20 protein-coding genes are annotated in these 17680 nt (G+C 63.2%); 11 read left to right on the forward strand and 9 right to left on the reverse strand.

What is annotated here, in order from left to right:
- Positions 1-20: 20 nt before the first annotated feature.
- Both NKH22_RS02980 and NKH22_RS02985 read right to left on the reverse strand, forming a co-directional pair.
- The gene (locus NKH22_RS02980; RefSeq protein WP_023821334.1) at positions 21-1205 is read right to left on the reverse strand and encodes an amino acid aminotransferase; all 1185 of its coding nucleotides are present in this window, start codon (positions 1203-1205) and stop codon (positions 21-23) included.
- A 129-nt stretch (positions 1206-1334) separates the two neighbouring features.
- Positions 1335-1772 (reverse strand): DUF3592 domain-containing protein, encoded by a 438-nt coding sequence (locus tag NKH22_RS02985; protein ID WP_196815230.1) that lies wholly within the window; start codon positions 1770-1772, stop codon positions 1335-1337.
- Positions 1773-1947: 175 nt separating this feature from the next.
- Between NKH22_RS02985 and NKH22_RS02990 the strand changes: the two genes are divergently transcribed.
- The 10 genes from NKH22_RS02990 (at position 1948) to NKH22_RS03035 (ending at position 9335) form a co-directional block, all read left to right on the forward strand.
- The gene (locus NKH22_RS02990; protein ID WP_023688465.1) at positions 1948-2481 is read left to right on the forward strand and encodes a sigma-70 family RNA polymerase sigma factor; all 534 of its coding nucleotides are present in this window, start codon (positions 1948-1950) and stop codon (positions 2479-2481) included.
- The gene (locus NKH22_RS02995; RefSeq protein ID WP_023696103.1) at positions 2478-3254 is read left to right on the forward strand and encodes an anti-sigma factor family protein; all 777 of its coding nucleotides are present in this window, start codon (positions 2478-2480) and stop codon (positions 3252-3254) included. Before NKH22_RS02990 ends, NKH22_RS02995 begins: the two co-directional genes overlap by 4 nt.
- 39 nt (positions 3255-3293) lie before the next feature.
- The gene (locus NKH22_RS03000) at positions 3294-4010 is read left to right on the forward strand and encodes a Bax inhibitor-1/YccA family protein (RefSeq protein ID WP_023745040.1); all 717 of its coding nucleotides are present in this window, start codon (positions 3294-3296) and stop codon (positions 4008-4010) included.
- A 171-nt stretch (positions 4011-4181) separates the two neighbouring features.
- On the forward strand, positions 4182-5063 hold the full coding sequence (locus NKH22_RS03005; protein WP_023696105.1) for an aldose 1-epimerase family protein: 882 nt from the start codon (positions 4182-4184) through the stop codon (positions 5061-5063).
- A 23-nt stretch (positions 5064-5086) separates the two neighbouring features.
- Complete coding sequence (locus tag NKH22_RS03010) at positions 5087-5863, forward strand: pyrroline-5-carboxylate reductase (protein ID WP_023821332.1); 777 nt, start codon at positions 5087-5089, stop codon at positions 5861-5863.
- A gap of 107 nt (positions 5864-5970) precedes the next feature.
- The gene (locus NKH22_RS03015) at positions 5971-6747 is read left to right on the forward strand and encodes a DUF8605 domain-containing protein (protein ID WP_352512113.1); all 777 of its coding nucleotides are present in this window, start codon (positions 5971-5973) and stop codon (positions 6745-6747) included.
- A gap of 52 nt (positions 6748-6799) precedes the next feature.
- Entirely contained in the window at positions 6800-7711 is a 912-nt protein-coding gene (locus NKH22_RS03020) for an alpha/beta fold hydrolase (RefSeq protein WP_032902233.1), read from the forward strand.
- Between the two features lie 44 nt (positions 7712-7755).
- Positions 7756-7905 (forward strand): hypothetical protein, encoded by a 150-nt coding sequence (locus NKH22_RS03025; RefSeq protein ID WP_023691291.1) that lies wholly within the window; start codon positions 7756-7758, stop codon positions 7903-7905.
- Complete coding sequence (locus NKH22_RS03030; RefSeq protein ID WP_023691292.1) at positions 7902-8231, forward strand: hypothetical protein; 330 nt, start codon at positions 7902-7904, stop codon at positions 8229-8231. The genes NKH22_RS03025 and NKH22_RS03030 overlap by 4 nt, the downstream gene beginning before the upstream one ends.
- Before the next feature lie 342 nt (positions 8232-8573).
- Positions 8574-9335 (forward strand): GNAT family N-acetyltransferase, encoded by a 762-nt coding sequence (locus NKH22_RS03035; RefSeq protein ID WP_023821330.1) that lies wholly within the window; start codon positions 8574-8576, stop codon positions 9333-9335.
- A 23-nt stretch (positions 9336-9358) separates the two neighbouring features.
- Here NKH22_RS03035 and NKH22_RS03040 read toward each other — a convergent pair whose 3' ends face one another.
- From NKH22_RS03040 to NKH22_RS03070, 7 genes are all read right to left on the reverse strand, one after another.
- Entirely contained in the window at positions 9359-10168 is an 810-nt protein-coding gene (locus tag NKH22_RS03040) for an MBL fold metallo-hydrolase (protein WP_023691294.1), read from the reverse strand.
- Positions 10169-10171: 3 nt separating this feature from the next.
- Positions 10172-10960: a TatD family hydrolase gene (locus tag NKH22_RS03045; RefSeq protein WP_023691295.1), complete on the reverse strand. Its 789-nt coding sequence runs from the start codon at positions 10958-10960 to the stop codon at positions 10172-10174.
- On the reverse strand, positions 10960-12510 hold the full coding sequence (metG, locus tag NKH22_RS03050) for a methionine--tRNA ligase (RefSeq protein WP_023668947.1): 1551 nt from the start codon (positions 12508-12510) through the stop codon (positions 10960-10962). Before metG ends, NKH22_RS03045 begins: the two co-directional genes overlap by 1 nt.
- Positions 12511-12600: 90 nt before the next feature.
- The gene (locus NKH22_RS03055) at positions 12601-13656 is read right to left on the reverse strand and encodes a DNA polymerase III subunit delta' (protein WP_023668948.1); all 1056 of its coding nucleotides are present in this window, start codon (positions 13654-13656) and stop codon (positions 12601-12603) included.
- Entirely contained in the window at positions 13653-14327 is a 675-nt protein-coding gene (gene tmk / locus NKH22_RS03060) for a dTMP kinase (protein WP_352908918.1), read from the reverse strand. Before tmk ends, NKH22_RS03055 begins: the two co-directional genes overlap by 4 nt.
- Positions 14328-14399: 72 nt before the next feature.
- Entirely contained in the window at positions 14400-15566 is a 1167-nt protein-coding gene (locus tag NKH22_RS03065; RefSeq protein ID WP_352908919.1) for a D-alanyl-D-alanine carboxypeptidase family protein, read from the reverse strand.
- Positions 15567-15668: 102 nt separating this feature from the next.
- Positions 15669-16874, reverse strand: coding sequence for a septal ring lytic transglycosylase RlpA family protein (locus NKH22_RS03070; protein WP_023701721.1), 1206 nt, complete (start codon positions 16872-16874; stop codon positions 15669-15671).
- A gap of 244 nt (positions 16875-17118) precedes the next feature.
- Here NKH22_RS03070 and NKH22_RS03075 point away from each other — a divergent pair, with 244 nt between their 5' ends.
- A complete protein-coding gene (locus tag NKH22_RS03075) occupies positions 17119-17649 on the forward strand; it encodes an MgtC/SapB family protein (RefSeq protein ID WP_023728036.1) in 531 nt (176 codons plus the stop codon).
- The last annotated feature ends 31 nt before the right edge of the window (positions 17650-17680 follow it).

The raw sequence follows: 17680 nt of genomic DNA on the forward strand, positions 1-17680 counted from the left end.
GAGATTGTCCACAGCGAGCTTCAGCCGAGTACCGACACAACCGCCTTGGCGAGGTCATCCATGCCGTCCTCGGGCAGGCCGGCGACGTTGATGCGGCTGTCGCCGACCATGTAGACGCCACACTCGGCACGCAGCCGCTCGACTTGCGCCTCGGTCAGGCCAAGCCTGGAAAACATGCCGCGATGGCTGGCGATGAAGTCGAAGCGGTCGGAGTTGGACTGCCGGCGCAGCGCGTCGGCGAACTGGACGCGCAGCCTCAGCATGCGCAGCCGCATCTCCTCCAGCTCCGCCTCCCAGTCGGCGCGAAGGCCATCATCTTCCAGCACCATGCGCACGGCGGCGGCGCCATGGTCCGGCGGCATCGAATACATGGCGCGCGCCGCCGCCAGCATCTGGCTCATCGCCACATCGGCTTGCGCACCATCCTTCGCCAGGATCATCGCCGCGCCGACGCGGTCGCGGTAGACGGCAAAGTTTTTCGAGCAGCTCGAGGCAACGACCATTTCAGGCACCTTGCCCGCGAGAAGGCGCAAGCCGGCCGCATCGGCGTCCAGGCCTTCGCCAAAGCCCTGATAGGCAATGTCGACAAAGGGCAACAGCCCGCGCTCGACGACAAGATCGGTGACGCTGGCCCATTGCGCGATATCGGGATTGGCGCCGGTCGGGTTATGGCAGCAGCCATGCAGCAGCACGATATCGCCGGGCTCGGCTGCGCCAAGCGTTGCCAGCATGTCGTCGAAGCGCACCGCGCCGGAAGCGGCATCGAAATAGGGATAATCGCGCACCTTGAGGCCGGCCCCGCGCATCACCGGCGGGTGGTTCGGCCATGTCGGGTCCGACAGCCAGACGGTTGCGTCGGGGCGGGTCCGCTTCAACAGCTCCGCCACCAGCCGCAGCGCGCCGGAACCGCCAGGCGCTTGCGCGGCGCGGATGCGCGTCATGTCGGCAGCGGGGCCGAAGGCCAGCTTGACCATCGCCGTGTTGAAGCCGGTGTCGCCGGCAAGGCCGAGATAGGTCTTGGTGTCCTGGTCCTGCAGCAACCGCTTCTCGGCCTCGCGCAGGGCGCGCATGACCGGCGTCCTGCCGTCGCGGTCCTTGTAGACGCCGACGCCGAGATCGATCTTGCCGGGGCGCGGATCGGCGCGATAGAGGCCGATCAAGGCGATGATCTTGTCAGCCGGGGCAGGTTGCAGGGTCTCGAACATCAATACGGCTCCAATGGCGGCGGAGTAATACGCAAAGCGGCCGCGTTTCGCCAGTGCTTCCATCTGCGCCAGTCCGCTAGCGTACTGGACCGTTACGCCAAGCTTTGTCTGTACGGCAGGGGTCGGCGGCTATGGCGACGGGTTCATTCCAATCCGCCGGATAAGCACCCGTCCAATCACGGCGAGACCGATGCCGGTCAGCAGGGAGAAACCGCCGAGCATGCCGGCCAGCCCGGCAAGGAACCAGCGTCCGGCGAAGCTGTCGACGGAGGCATTTTGCGGATTGGTTGGGTCGTAAGCGACAGGGACGCTGTCGCCAACACCCCAGAACGAGCTGTGGACGGCATTGTTGAAGCGGATGACGGTGCCGTCGGCGGTCGAGAACTCGATGCGGGGATTGTATTCGGCTGCGACAATCCTGCCTGTCGCCGAAGCGGTACGAGGGCCGTACATCTCGACGATGGCCAGCACGCCGGAAGCGATCAGTCCGACAATGCCAAAGATGATGAACACCCTGCCGACGATCGGCAACGCTGCAAAACCCGTTACACGACTACCATTGGCCATCTTTTGCTCCTGGGACAGACGGATAAGGCTAGACTTCATCCATAAAGCAAACATCTGCCGCACGGGAGATGGGTAAGTGCGCAGCGGACTTCTGATTGCATGATGCCTATTGTGGCGACGCAAAAAAGTTTTGGTGGCGATGGATTAAGATCCCCGCCTGTTTCGTAAACGGGGCATGAAACGATCGATGCCACGCTTCGATATTGTCGGACAGCTGGGTTCGCTCAGGCGCTACGCACGCTCGCTGACGCGCGACGGCACTGACGCCGAGGATCTGGTGCACGATGCGCTGGTGCGCGCCTACGAGCGGCGCGACACATTCCGCTCGGGCGGCAATCTGCGGGCATGGTTGCTGTCGATCGTCCACAACGCTTTCATCGACAAGATGCGCTCGCGCCGGTCGGAAGCAGCGCGTGTCGAGCAGGCCGGCTATCTCACCGATGCCAGCACGCCGGCGCCTCAGGAACATTCCGTACGACTGGCGCAGGTGCGCGAGGCCTTTTTCAGTCTGCCGGAGGAGCAGCGTTCGGCGCTGCATCTGGTCGCCATCGAGGGCCTTTCCTACCAGCAGGCCGCCGACGCCAGCGGGGTGCCGCTGGGCACGCTGATGTCGCGCATCGGCAGGGCGCGCGCAGCACTGCGCGAGATGGAAAACGCTGCACCTTCGCCGGCCAAAAGTCATCTGAGGATCGTGGGAGACCCGTCATGACCGACCTGTTGCGGGACCCGGTGACCGATACCGATCTCGATTCTTATGTCGACGACCAGCTGGATGTTGCGCGCCGCATTGAGGTCGAGGCGTTCCTCTCGGTTCGTCCGGAGGCTGCGGCGCGGGTGATGTCCGACTTGAGGACGCGCGACGAACTGCGCCTGGCGCTGGCTGCTTCCACAGGAATGGCGCGGCCGGCGACGACTGAAGTCGCGCGCCGGCTGGGCAGGGGACTGGCCAGTCGCCGCGTCTTCGCCGTGCTGCAGCGGGCGGCCGCGGTCGCCGTCTTTGTCGCTGCCGGCTGGCTGGCGAACGGCCTCTTCGGGCCGCTGCTGGTGACCAAGGTCGTGGCTTCGCCGCCGCCGCCCGCCTATGTCGAAGAAGCGATCCGGGCGCACAAGACGACGCTCATGCGCGAGGCGATGCCCTCGCAGCTGGAGGCGCCCAACTACAATGGCGACGAAATCCGCGCCGCCACCGCAATCGTCATGCCATCGCTGCCCAAGGACTGGAAGGTCCGCGACGTGCAGATCTATCCGTCGCGCTTCGGGCCGAGCGTCGAGGTGGCGCTGGAGACGAAGGATATGGGGCTGGTCTCGCTGTTTGCGATCCGGCCCGGAACCTTCGACGTGGTCAAGCCTGCCATCGCGCCCTCCGGCGACATCTCCTCTGCCTATTTCCAGATCGGCGAGGTCGCGTACGCGGTCGTCGCGCGCAGCGATGTCCACGACCTCGACCGCGCCGCCGAGACGCTTGCCAAGACACTTTACTGATCAGGACACTTTACTGAGACCACATAAGGAGAACCCGCAATGAATACCCCTGACCTCGGATACCGCATGGGCACTGGCGCGCGCGCCGGCGCCATCTATGACGAGGGCCTGCGCAGCCACATGCTGCGTGTCTATAACTACATGGGCATCGGCCTCGTCGTCACCGGCATCGTCGCCATGGTGGTCGCTTCGACGCCGGCCCTCTACGTGCCGATCTTTTCCAGCCCGCTGAAATGGGTGGTGATGCTGGCGCCGCTCGCCTTCGTGCTGCTGTTCTCGTTCAAGATGCAGACGATGTCGGCGGCGAGCGCCCAGTTGATGTTCTGGGCCTTCTGCGCGGTGATGGGCCTGTCGCTGGCTTCGGTGTTCCTGGTCTTCACAGGCACCAGCATCGCGCGCACCTTCTTCATCACCGCCACCATGTTCGGCGCCACCAGCCTCTACGGCTACACGACCAAGCGCGACCTGACCCAGTTCTCGTCCTTCCTGATCATGGGCCTGATCGGCGTGGTGATCGCCAGCGTCGTCAACATCTTCCTTGGCTCGACCGCGCTGCAGTTCGCCATCTCTGTGATCGGCATTGCCGTCTTTGTCGGCCTGACCGCCTGGGACACGCAGACGATCAAGGAACAGTATGCGGAGAATTTCGACGCGGAATCGCAGCAGAAGCTTGCCGTTTTCGGCGCGCTGTCGCTGTACCTGAACTTCGTCAACATCTTCCAGCTGTTGCTGAATTTCACCGGCGAGCGCGAATAGTCGAACCGTAGCAAGGCAACAATCTCGATCTCGCAGTGGCCGGAGGTGAATCTCCGGCCACTGTCGTTTTGGCGTGGAGACATCGCTCCTCTATCAGCGCGATGTCGCGCCCTTGAGTCCACGCGGGCTTTTGCTAACCTGCCGCTCGCACGCAGCTTTCCGCGAGAACGCATGGAACAAGTGACGCTTCACGGCGACGGCATCTCGGCAACCATTGTCGGGCAGGGGGCCGAGCTCATCTCCTTGCGCAATGCCGAGGGTCTGGAGTTTTTGTGGCAGGCCGGGCCGGAATGGCGGCGGCATTCGCCGGTGCTGTTTCCGATCGTCGGCCGGCTGAAGGGCGACCAGCTCCGCCATGGGGGCCAGGTCTATCCCCTGACGCAGCACGGATTTGCCCGCGACAAGCCGTTTGTGTGGGCTGCTGAGACGAGTCCCCGATCCTGCACGCTGGTGTTGACCGACGATGCCGATACACGCACGCGCTATCCGTTCGCCTTTCGCCTTGCCATCACCTACACGCTCGAGCGTCGCGAACTTGGTGTGAGCTTCGAGATTGCCAACACCGGCGACGAGACGCTGCCAGCCTCCATCGGTGCACATCCGGCTTTCAATTGGCCATTGCAGCCGGGGCTCGCCAAGACCGACTACCACCTGACCTTTGCCCAGGACGAGCCGGCGCCGATCCGCCGGCTGAAGGATGGCCTGGTGCTGGCTGCACCGCGGCCGACGCCCATCGAAGGCAAAACGCTGGCGCTTTCCGAACAGCTGTTCGAGGCAGACGCCGTGATCCTCGACCGGCCGGCCAGCACCAGCGTGCGCTATGCCGCCGCGAACGGTGCGGCGATCGAGATGTCGTGGCAGGGTTTTAAGGAATTGGGCATCTGGTCGAAGCCGGGCGGCGCTCCGTTCCTGTGTATCGAACCCTGGCACGGGCTTGCCAGCCCCGTGGATTTCGATGGCGAGTTCGCGGACAAGCCGGGCGTGATGCTGATCGCGCCCGGTGAAAAGCGCGTGCTGAGCTATCAGGTACGGCTCGAGCATGCGCCGCTGTGACCGATGAACCAGAGACAGGCGCGATGAAACTTGGCTTCATCGGCACGGGTGCCCTTACAGCGGCCATCGTCAGCGGGCTCAAATCCGTCGCGGATAACTCCGTCTCCGTGCTGCTGTCGCCGCGCAATGAAGAGATCGCCGCAGAGCTGGCAGCCCGTTATCCGGATGTGCGTATTGCTGATGACAATCAGGCGGTTCTCGATCAATGCGACCTGGTCATGCTGGCTGTCCGGCCGCAAATTGCGCATGACGTCCTGCCGGGTTTGCGGTTTCGGCGCGAGCATCACCTCATCAGCTTGATCGCCACGCTGCCGCGCGAGGAGATTGCCCGCTTGACCGCACCCGCGCACCAGGTGACGAAAGCGCTGCCCATGCCGATGATCGCCCACCGGCTGGGGGCAACGATCATCTGCCCGCCGGATGCCACTGTCGCTGCCTTGTTCGGCAATCTGGGGAAAGTGATCGAGGTCGAGAACCCAGCCGAATTCAACGCGTTGAGCGTGGCCACCGCAACCTATGCCAGCTACTTCAGATATCTCGATACGATTAACAGCTGGCTCAAGAGGAATGGCGTGGAGGAAGGAAAGGGGCGCGATTACATCGCCTCGCTTTTCAAAGCCTTGGGATGCGCTCCTGATATGTCGCCGGATGCCGACTTCATGCATCTGGCGCAGGACTATGCGACGCGCGGCGGCATCAACGAACAGGTTCTTCGCGAACTCACGGCGCGAAACGTGTTCGAGGCGCTCACCGAGAGCCTGGACGGCGTACACTGGCGCATCGTCGGCGATACGCCTTGATGGGCGGCACCTTGAAATTCCCTGATGATCAGGAGTATGGCTCCAACGGATGTTCCGGACCGTTTCGGGAGGGTCGGCGGGTGCCTGGATGCTTGAAATTGGGCTTTGTGGCAGCGGCGCTGGCTGTGCTGATTGTCTTTCCGGTCGCTGCCGCCGACATCGACCGCGCCAGCCTCTACCGCGCGCAATCGGTGACCAGCGGCACTGGCGAGGAGAACCGGGCGTGGGGCCTGGCGCCGTGCCTTGAAGAGGTGCTGGTCAAGGTTTCCGGCGACCCGCGGCTGATCGGCGACCCGCGTGTTGCGGACATGAGCCGGCACGCGGCCGACTATGTCACTGGTGTCGGCTACCGCGACCTGCTCAACAACCGCCCGCCGCATGACGAGCAGGGCACCCACGACCGGCCGCATTACATCACCGCCGATTTCGACCCGGACAAGATCGATGCCTTGCTGGCGTCGCTCGGGCGCAAACCGTGGGCGGTGCCGCGGCCAAAAATCGTCGCACTGCTGGATGTAAGGCCGATGAAAGGCGACGGCTTCACGCTGGTGCGCGATGGCGGCGGCGAGCTTGCGGCGGATATGCGCGTTGCGCTGGCGGACGCGGCGCACCGGACCGGTTTGCCGCTGGAGTTGCCTCGGCCGTCCGACGTCGCGCTCGCCGACGTGGCCAACACGCTGGATGGGGACGCCCTGCTTGCCGGCACTTTGGTATGGCGCCAGGAAGCGCTGGGCTGGGTCGGCGACTGGCGGCTCAGCTTCAAGGATAAGGAGTATCGCTGGCAGGTACGTGGCGTCAGTTTCGACGATGCGTTCCGCAACGCCACGCGCGGAACGCTGCAGATCCTGTCGGGCAATGGAGAGCCGGAAGCCGTCACGCCCTGACTTCAAGGGAACCTTCTTGCCGGAGCGCCGTAAACAAAGTGGCGGGCAAGCTTTGAGCAAGGAGGTAGAATTGCAACATCGCCGGATCGACGTTGACGGAAACAGCATCTTCTATCGCGAAGACGGCCCGCCTGATGCTCCCGTCCTCCTGCTGCCGCACGGCTATCCGTGCTCGTCTTATCAATTCCGAAGGTTGATGCCGGCACTTGCCGATCGCTGGCATACATTCGCGCCGGACTTTCCCGGCTTTGGCTACAGCGCCACGCCCGAAATGTCGGTTTTTGGCTATGATTTCGATGCCTATGCCGGGTTTCTGACAGCTTTCGCCGATGCGCTCGGCATGTCGCGCTATGCTCTCTGGCTGCACGATTATGGCTCTCAGATCGGACTGCGCCACGCCATCGCACATCCCGAGCGCATCGCCGCACTCATTATCCAGAACGGTGACATCTACGAGGACGTTCTCGGGCCGAAATACGCCGCCATAAAAGCCTATTGGAATGAGAAGACGCCCGAAAAGCACCGGCCGTTGGAAGAGGCGGTAAGCGAGGAGGGCTTCCGGCACGAGTTTGTCGGAGAGGTGGATGACGCTGTAGCCGAGCGCGTGCCTCCCGATCTTTGGAAACTCCACTGGCCTTTGATGGACACGCCGATCCGCTGGCGGCTCGCGGTCGGCCTGATGGAGAAGCTGGAGGCGAACCTCGGCTGGTTCCCGCGCTATCAGAGCTATCTGCGCGAGCACCAACCGCAAACGCTCATCGTCTGGGGCCCCGAGGATGGTTACATGCCGGCACAATCGGCGCATGCCTACCAGCGCGATTTGCGGGCAGCGGAGCTTCATCTGATCGATGGCGCCGGCCACTGGTTGCTCGAAACGCATTTCGATGAGGCACTTCCGCTGGTGCGCGATTTCCTGGCGCGCGTCCACAGTCAGGAAGCGAAAGGGACGGCCGGCCGGGCGTAGACCCCTTCGTTGCGGCCATCCGATCAATCTGCAACCATGGCGTCATGATGGAAAAGTCTGCCGCGCCCTGGCCTCTGCTGCAAATGGCGATCGAGCCGAAGTCGCGGGCGGATCAGGAGAAGCTGCTTGTCACTTCGTCCAAGCTCGCGCCTGACGACCGCGACCCGTCCGCCGCCATGGCCATGGCGAGATGACGTCGCCAAAATTCTCCTCGCGGGCAGGGTTCCTTGTCGGCCTCGGCATCACGCCCGTCACCTTTTTCCTGGCGCTCTATTCGGCCGGAGCCGGGCATGGCGACTATGGGCTGGCGCGACTTCTCTATCCGGTCCCCATGCTGGCAACGCTGTTGACCAACACAACGATCACCGGCCTTTCCATCGGATTGGCTGCGCTGCAGTTTCCTGCCTATGGGGCATTTGTTGCGGGCGCCGGCGGCTCCAGATGGCTGGCCCTTGGCGTCTTCCATCTTGTTGCAATCGCAGCAGCCTTCAGCGGCCTCCTGGAAAGCTTTTCGGGATGACGCTCCTGTTCGTTATCCCGGCGCGGGCCGGTCGAGCAGGAAGTCGAGGCCTTTGCGAAAGGCGCCATCCCTTGAGAAATGAAGACCACGCCAACTCATTTCGCCACTGCTTCGTCAACGTTCCTCCCGCCAAGCAATCAGAGCCGCCGGCCTGCATCTCAGTCAGCAGGGCGTATATTGGCACGCCCCTAATGGAAGCAGCAGCCACATATGAAAGTCGCATAAGATATATTATGGAACTTATGCATCAGGCTGCAGCTGGGAAAGGACGCGGACTTTCATAGGGCTTGGCATGATCGACGCGTGTTGTCTTGAGCCGTTGGCCAACGCTACGCTGTGTCGATGACGACAGGAAAGCGTGACATCGAAGCGGCGATCGAAGTGTTCGTGCACGGCTTCAGCACCGACAAGAGCCGCACCTTTCCCTACGTGGCCAGCCGCGTCGGACCCTTGTGGCTGATGCGCGATGCCGAGCGCAAGAATGCACGCGACTACCGTGGCGAAGAATGGATCGTCCATGACGTCGCCGCCGAGGAAGCCGATGCCATCGTGCGGCAGCATGCGCGGCCAAGCTTTGCCGTTTCGGTCGTGATCGCGAATGACGGCCCGGACGAACCGACGCGAACTGCCTACAAGGCGCTCGGCTACCGGCTGCTGCGGACGGAAGGCTTTTTCGTCCAGTCGCTGCGCCAAATTCCAGACCCGCCAGCAATCGTCTCTATCGAACGCGTGAGGACGGCTGAACGCGCTGCACAACTGGGAAAGGTCATACGCAGGCGGCCACTTCCAGACGATCAACTCGGCGACGATGCGCCGTTTCGCCAGTATGTGGCGCTCGATGGCGACGCCATCGTCGGGCGTGTGCGCAGCATAGACGCCGTCGGCGCCACATGGTGCTCGGCAATGTTTGTCGAGCCTTCGCACCGGCGTAGAGGCATCGGCCAGGCGCTGATGGCCAAAATGCTGCATGACGACAAAGCGCATGGGTCGCGGTGCTCGATGCTGTTGGCGACGCGTGCCGGAGCGCTGCTTTATCCCCGCATGGGCTATGAGCGGATAGGAACGCTGCTGATCTTCGCGCCGAAGAACCGAACGTCCTTATAAAGATCTGCTCGTATCATGCTGTCTCATAAAGGAATTTCGATCACCATGCCGTCATAGGCCGGAGTGACGTTGGCCGGCACCTCGGCCTTCACCGTGGCATAGTCGAGCGGCACATGCATATGCGTCAGCACGGCCTGTTTCGGCGCCAGTTTTTCAATCCAGCCAAGCGCCTGACCGAGCGACAGATGACTGGGATGGGTATGGTACTGCAAGGCATCGATGACCAGCATTTCCAGGCCGCGCAGCCGCTCGGCGGTGGCATCCGGGAAGTCGCTTATATCGGGGCAGTAGGCCAGCCCGCCGATGCGGAAGCCGAGCGAAATGATGTCTCCATGGATCTGCGGCAGCGGCTCGAGGGTGAGGGCACCGCCCTCGCCTTCGATCGTCACCGCCCTTGCATGATCGATGATGTGCGGCCTGACGATCGGCGGATAGGAACTGCCAAACGGCGTCTCGAAGCAATAGCCGAACGCTTCGCGCAGCCTGAGCATGGTCGGCTGGTCGGCATGGACATCGATCAAATGGCGCTGCTCCAGCACGTAGCCGCGCAGATCGTCGATGCCGTGGATGTGGTCGGCGTGCGGATGCGTATAGACGACGGCGTCGATGCGCCGGACGGCCGCCATCAGCATCTGCTCACGGAAATCAGGCCCGGTGTCGATGACGACCGTGGTTCTGGCGCCATTGGCTGCTATCCGCTCGACGAGCGCGGCTGAGCGTGTACGCCCGTTTTTCGGATTGGCCGGGTCGCAATTGCCCCAATCGCCGGTGATGCGCGGCGTGCCGGGTGACGAGCCGCAGCCGAGGATGGTGAGGCGCAGCCGGTCGCTCATGCGTCAGAGCCCGGCGGGCCGCGGCATCTTGCCGAACAGCCGGAAGAAGTTCGCCGTCGTCAGCGTCGCGATCTCGGCTTCGCCAACGCCGACCGTCTCCGCCAGCACCTTGGCTGTATGCGCGATATAGGCCGGCTCGTTGCGTTTGCCGCGGAACGGCACCGGCGCCAGATACGGTGCGTCGGTCTCGACCAGCAGCCGGTCATGCGGCACATCGGCTGCGATGGCGCGTAAATCGGCGGAGTTCTTGAAGGTCAGTATGCCCGAGAAGGACACATAGCCGCCAAGCGCCACGCCGACCTCTGCCAGCCGTCGCCCCGACGAAAAACAATGCAGGATGAAGGGGAAGGCGCCCTTCCCTGTTTCGTCTTCGAGGATGGCAGCCATGTCGTCATCGGCATCGCGCGAATGGATCACCAGCGGCAGCCCGGTCTCGCGCGCAGCTGCTATATGAGTGCGAAAACCCTGCGCCTGCGCATCGCGTGGCGCCTTGTCGTAAAAATAGTCGAGCCCGGCCTCGCCGATCGCCACCACCTTCGGGTGCGCGGACAGGCGCACAAGGTCCTCAGCCGTCACATCCAGCTCTTCGCCGGCATTGTGAGGATGGGTGCCGACCGAGCAATAGATTTCGTCGAAACTCTCGGCAATCTCAAGCACTTGCGCAAACCGCTTCACGCGTGTCGAGATGGTCACCATGTGACCTATACCGGCAGCCTTTGCGCGGGCGACGATGGCCGCCCGCTCCTCGGCGAAATCCGGAAAGTCGAGATGACAATGGCTGTCGACGAGCATCAGGCGCTCGCCTCAGGGTTTTCGACATAACGCGGAAACACGCCCTCCGGCGCGGGCAGCGCCGTGCCGGGCACCAGCGCATAGTCGGCATGGACATGCGCGAAGTCACGCTTGTCCGCCGGCACCGCCAGCAGGTCGAGCAGCTTGCCGGCCGACCCCGGAATGTAGGGCTGGCACAGCAATGCCACGCGCCGCACCAGTTCGGCGGTCGTCCACAGCACCGTTTCCATACGCGCCGGATCGGTCTTCTTCAGCGCCCAGGGCGCCTGCGAGGCGAAGTAGCGATCCGCTTCCGCCACAACGCCGAAGATCGCCGCCAACGCGAGATGGATGCCCTGTTCCGCCATCGCCTGGCGCGCGGTACCCAGCGCTTCCACCGCCTGGTCGAGGATCGCGCTGTCGGCTTCGGTCAGCTCGCCGCGATGCGGCACCACGCCGCCGCAGTTCTTGGCGATCATCGACAGCGAGCGCTGCGCCAGATTGCCGAGACCGTTGGCGAGATCGGCATTTGTGCGGTTGACGATCGCGTCATGGCTGTAGCTGCCGTCCTGGCCGAATGGCACCTCACGCAAGAAGAAATAGCGCACCTGGTCGAGGCCGTAATGCTCGACCATGGTGAAGGGGTCTACGACATTGCCGACCGACTTCGACATTTTCTCGCCGCGGTTGAACAGGAAGCCATGCGCGAAGACGCGCTTCGGCAGTTCGATGCCGGCCGACATCAGGAAAGCCGGCCAGTAGACGGCATGGAAGCGGACGATGTCCTTGCCGATAATGTGCGTGGCCGGCCAGTAGCGCCATTGCTCGGCCTTGGTGTCGGGATAGCCGGCAGCGGTGATGTAGTTGGTCAAGGCATCGACCCAGACATACATCACATGCTTGTCGTCGCCGGGCACCGGCACGCCCCAATTGAAGGTCGTGCGCGAGACCGAGATATCCTTGAGGCCGGATCTGACGAAGCTCATCACCTCATTTCGGCGCTCGGCCGGACCGACGAAATCGGGCTGGCTTTCGTACAGCGCAAGCAATTTGTCCTGATAGGCGGAAAGCCTGAAGAAGTAGCTTTCCTCCTCATTCCATTCGACGGGCGAACCAAGCGGCTCGCGCCGCACGCCGTCGTCGCCGAGCGTGGTTTCGCTCTCTTCGAAATAGGCTTCCTGGCGGACCGAATACCAGCCGCTATAGCGGTCAAGATAGATGTCGCCATTGGCCGCCATAGCCTTCCAGATCGCCTGGCACGACTCGTAGTGGCGTGGTTCCGTCGTGCGGATGTAGTCATCATTCGAGCCGCCCAGGACCTCTGTCATCGAACGGAAGATCGCCGAGTTGCGGTCGGCAAGCGCGAGTGGCGTTATGCCTTCCTTCTCGGCCGTCTGCTGCATCTTGAGGCCGTGTTCGTCAGTGCCGGTGAGGAAGAGCACGTCCTTGCCGTCCAGGCGCTGGAAGCGGGCCAGCGCGTCCGTCGCAATGACCGTATAGGCGTGGCCGATATGCGGCTTGCCGTTCGGATAGAAAATTGGTGTCGTGATGTAGAATGTGTCGCGTGACATGAATTAACCGTCATGAATGGCCGAATGAATGTGAGCGGTGGATATCGCATCGAGACGGCGATTGCCATCCCGCCCCAATGCCGAAACCGGTCACATTCGCATTGCGGAATTCAGGCGGTCGATCATGGTCAAGGCGTGCTGCTTCTTGTCAAGATTGTAGGTATCGGTCTCAGATATGGCGTTCAGCGCCTCGTGCCAAGTGTCGGACAGCGTTTTCGCCCGCGCGAGATCCCCAGCCAGCGCGGCTTCACTGGCGCCGGTGGAGAGCAGATCGAGCGCGCGGCGGTTGAAGATGTCGAACTGGATCGCCTGGTCGCGGCCGGCGACGGCCTCGGCAAGGCGATAGGCGCCGGCGATGTCGCTCTTGCCCGACGTGACCAGGGCGTCGAGCGTGCCGGCAATCTCCAGCCCGCCATATTGGGTCAGAAGGATCGCATTGCGCGCGCTGCCCCCTGCCCGTTCCGCCAGTGCCGCGCGCGCAGCAGGATCGGAAGGTGGCGGCGGCTCGACGGTTTCCAGAACGCTCATCAGGCTGCCGGCATCGAGCGGCGTTAGCCGCACCATCTGGCAGCGCGAGCGGATGGTCGGCAAAAGGCTGCCCGGCGCATGCACGATGAGGATGAACAGCGTGCGGCTCGGCGGCTCCTCGAGGTTCTTGAGCAAGGCATTGGCGGCGTTGGTGTTCATGTCGTCGGCCGGATCGACGATCACCACCCGGTAGCTGCCGTCATGCGAGGTCAGCGACAGGAAGCGGTTGACCTTGCGGATCTCGTCGACGGTAACGACCGTCTTGAAGCTCTTGGTCTTGTCGTTCAGCGGCCGGGTCAGATGCAGCACGCCGGGATGCGCCCCGGTGGCGATCTGGCGAAACAGCGGTGAGGCCGGATCGGGAACGGCAAACGTGTCCGGCGCCTGGTCGAAGGCCGGATGCTTCAACAGATGGTGCGCCAGGTGAAAGGCAAGCGTCGCCTTGCCGATGCCGACCGGCCCGGCAAAGATCAACGCATGCGGCAGTTTTCCCGAGCGATAGGCGGCAGCGAGCATCGCGGCCGCCTGCTCATGGCCGACCAGGCGCAGCGTCTCGGACGGCTCCGGTACACCGTCCAGCGTGTCGTGCTGCTCGGGAGCGATGCGTTCGAAGATCATGCGGGCGCCGCCTGTCGGTTGCGCGCGGGCGCCCTCGCCTCAAGTGCGGCGAACACCACCGCGGTGATGACATCCTCCACCGCAGCGGGAGGCGCCGACGCGTCGATCACGATGCAGCGGTCCGGCTCGGCGGCTGCGATCGCCAGGAAGGCGTCACGGCGGCGCTGGTGGATGTCCAGCGTCTCCTTTTCGAAGCGGTCCGGACCGTCCTCGGCGCCACGCCGCGCGGTGGCGCGCCGCAAGCCCTCGGCGGGGTCAATGTCAAGGATCAGCGTCATATCCGGCATCATGCCGTTGATGGCGACCTCCTCCAGAGCTTCCATGAAAGCCGGATCGAGGCCGCCGGTGACGCCCTGATAGACGCGCGACGAATCCAGGAAACGGTCGCAAAGCACGATGGAGCCGCGCTCCACCGCCGGCCGGATGACCTGCTCGACATGGTCGGAGCGTGCGGCGGCAAACAGCAGCGCCTCCATCTTCGGCCCGAAAGGCTCGGCGGCGCCGGACAGGAGCACGTGCCTGACCGCCTCGGCGCCGGGTGACCCCCCGGGTTCGCGGGTGAGGAGGACATCGTATTTCTTGGCGCGCATCTTCTGGGCCAGCCGCTCGATCTGCGTCGACTTGCCGGCTCCCTCGCCGCCTTCGAAGGTGATGAAAAATCCGCTTGCCAATCGAAAGGCCTTTGTCCTGCTTTGCGCTGGTGTCTTAGTCCGCGCCCGAGAAAAGGTCCACGCCGCAGGAACTCAACGCAGCCAGCCTACGGCCAGTTCCCTGGCGGCATCAAACGCGCGTTGCGGCAACGTGCCGACGCCAACCGATTCGGCGGCGAAAAGCGGTGTTTCCTGGCTCAGCGTGTCGCCGATCCAGACGCGCAGCGCGCCGACGGGCTGTCCCTCCTCCACTGGCGCCGATACCGGCCCCTGATAGACGATCCTGGCGGTCAGCTTGTCGCGGTTGGCGATCGGCAGCAGGACGTCGATCGGCGCCTTTGCCTTCAGCGCTACGCTGGATTTGGCGCCGCCGAACACCTGGGCCTCGCCGACGACTTCGTTGCCAGCGAAAATCTCGGTCTTCTCGAAGGAGCGGACGCCCCATTCGAGCAGCTTGCGCGCTTCCTCGGCCCGCTCGCGATCATTCGCCAATCCGCTCATCGCGGCGATCACCCGCGTCCCGTCATGGCTGACCGAGCCGACAATGCCGAAGCCGCCCGCCTCGCTCGACCCGACCGCCATTCCGTCGGCGCCGATGCCCATGGCCAGCAACGGGTTGCGGTTCTTTTGCGAGATCTTGTTCCAGGTGAAATCGGCCCGGCCGTAATAGAGATAGAGATCCGGATATTCGCGCCAGATATGCAGGCCAAGCTGCGCCAGTTCGCGCACCGTCGTCTGCTGGCCGTCGGCCGGCAGGCCGGTCGAATTGACGAATGTCGATTTCGCCAGCCCGATCTGGCGCGCGCGATCGTTCATCTGCGCGGCGAAATTCTCTTCCGAACCGGCCATGCCTTCGGCCAGCACCATGCAGCCGTCATTGGCGGCCTGGATGGTTACGCCCTGGATCAGGTCCTCGACCCGGACCGCCGATTTGAGCTTGGCAAACATGGTCGACGTTCCCGAAGGCGCACCGCCCTTGCGCCAGGCATTTTCCGAAACCACGAAGGTGTCGTCGAGGCTCATGCGCTTCGACTTGATGGCGTTGAAGACCATCTCCATGGTCATCAGCTTGGCCATCGAGGCCGGCGGGATCGGTTGGTCGGCATCCTTGGAAAACAGCACCGTGCCGGTTTCGGCATCGATCATGAAAGCCTGCGTCGCCTTGGTCTCGAAAAGCTGCGCGTTGGCCGGAACCAGCGCGGCAAGCAAGAAGCCAAGGCCAAAAAGCCCGGCAAAAGGGTGGAAAAGGCGAAATCGCATGAAGAGGCTCGACTGTTAGCCGGCAGAAACTTGCCGCAACGCTATCAGGCTTCTTCCCGGCGGATCAACCGCGCAATGACAAAACCGGCGTGCCTTTGTTGGTCAGTTGCGCACAGCCAGCGCGTCCGGCGCGCCATGCGACCATGCCGCGCGCAAGAGGTCGTCGACATTGCCATGGCCATCCGGATAGAGATTGACCGCGTACCAGTCATTGCCGTCGAGTTCGGTGCTCTGGATTTCGGTCCTGCCGAACGGTTCGAGAGCCGCAGCCACCCGCTTTGCCTCGGCAGCATCGTCGAAGGATCCGGCGGCGACATAGTCGGAAACGGCAGGCGATGCCTGCGGGTTGGATTTCTTCCACGATTGCAGGATGTCGGCTGGCGACATGCCCTGGTCGTCAAGCGCTGCAAAGACGTCGGCGCGCTGTACGCGCTCATCCGCATAGGAGAGCGAAGCCACGGCAAAGGGCGATTCCGGGCGCTGAGGCACGATCGGCCCGAATTCAGGCAGCGTCACATCGCTTGAGGCCGGTGCCTGCATCGACATCACTGGCTGTGTGTCGGAATTCGTCAACTGACCAGGAAACGGCACTACGGCAGGGGGTGCGCCAACAGATAGGCTCGGCGAAGGTCCGTTCATCGCCACCATGACGCCGGTCGGCAAGCCATCGGACGGGTCCGGGCGGTTGCCCGGGCGGTAGGAGGCGACCAGATATTGGTCGTCGTCGCCGTCGAGCGGTGCGCGGCCAATATATTCCACCTTGACCCTGGCCGTGCCGACCTTGGCATAGTCGAGCATTTGCGCGGCGCGTTCCGAGACATCGATGATGCGTCCCTCGTGATAGGGGCCGCGGTCGTTGACGCGCACGATGACCGAGCTTCCGGTCTCGGTGTTGGTGACACGGGCGTAGCTTGGCAGCGGCATGGTCGGATGCGCCGCCGTCAGATGGGTCATGTCGTAGACTTCGCCATTGGCTGTGAGACGACCGTGGAAGGCATCGCCATACCAGGAGGCGAGACCGACCTTGGCGTAGCGCTTGTCTTCCTTGGGGTAATACCACTTGCCGCGCACCTGATAGGGCTTGCCCAACTGGTCGCGGCCGCCGCCGCGCCGCATGTACTGAACGCGCGGGCTGGCCTTCACACCGTATTCGGTCTCGGCAAAATATTCCTTCGAGCGAGGCTTCTTGTAGACCATGGCTTTCGGCTCGGACTGCGGCGACGCGCACGCGGCCAGCAACGCAGCCGAAAGAGCGCACAACACCAAAGCAGGAGCGCGACGAAGACGCCGATGCGTCGTGGTCTGCATGTTTTCCGATGTCCCCTACCGTCTCGACACAGGCGCCGCTTCTAGAATTTCGGCGGAGCCAGATGAGCAATGCCTGCGACGCGCCAATCCCCATCCCTTGTGCGCAGGAATTGTTTATCAGCGTATTAATCGATTGTGTCCGGAACCGGGCAGGAATGTGGCGGCCAGGTCCCGGGCTGGCCGGGCGCCTGTGAGGAGGCATCCGAGACCTCTGTCCTTTGGAGTCTGGAAGTGAACCTGTGGCATGAAGCGCGGCTGCCTGGAACCGACCGACCCGAGATACGTTCTGCGCCTCATGGATGAATTCATTGAACGTTTCGGGCAACAGACGTGGCTGCCCTTTTCCGTAATTTCAGCCAGGCTTTTGCTCGCGGCCGTCCTTGGCTCCATCGTTGGGATCGAACGCGAATGGCGTAACCGACCGGCCGGATTGAGGACACACATCCTAGTCTGTGTTGCGACGGCTCTAATTGCCATCCTCACGATCGAGATTACTCATCTTCACGTCTTCGATGGTCAGGAAATCGCCATTGATCCTATCCGCTTGATCGAAGCCACGACTGCCGGCGTGGCATTTCTGGCCGCGGGCTTGATCTTCTTCTCCAAGGGCGAGGTTCAAGGGCTTACCACTGGGGCGGGCATGTGGCTGGCAGGCGCCATAGGCCTGGCGGTTGGGCTCGGGTTCTGGCAGATCGCAGCTTTGGCTACCTTGCTCGCACTTGTCGTGCTGGGTCTTCTGCAACTTGTGCAGGTCGGCAGCAAGGATCGCAATTAGATCCCGGCTCCTTCGAAAACGGGTTCGCAGC

Source organism: Mesorhizobium sp. M1252, from assembly GCF_040318265.1.
Lineage (GTDB): Bacteria > Pseudomonadota > Alphaproteobacteria > Rhizobiales > Rhizobiaceae > Mesorhizobium.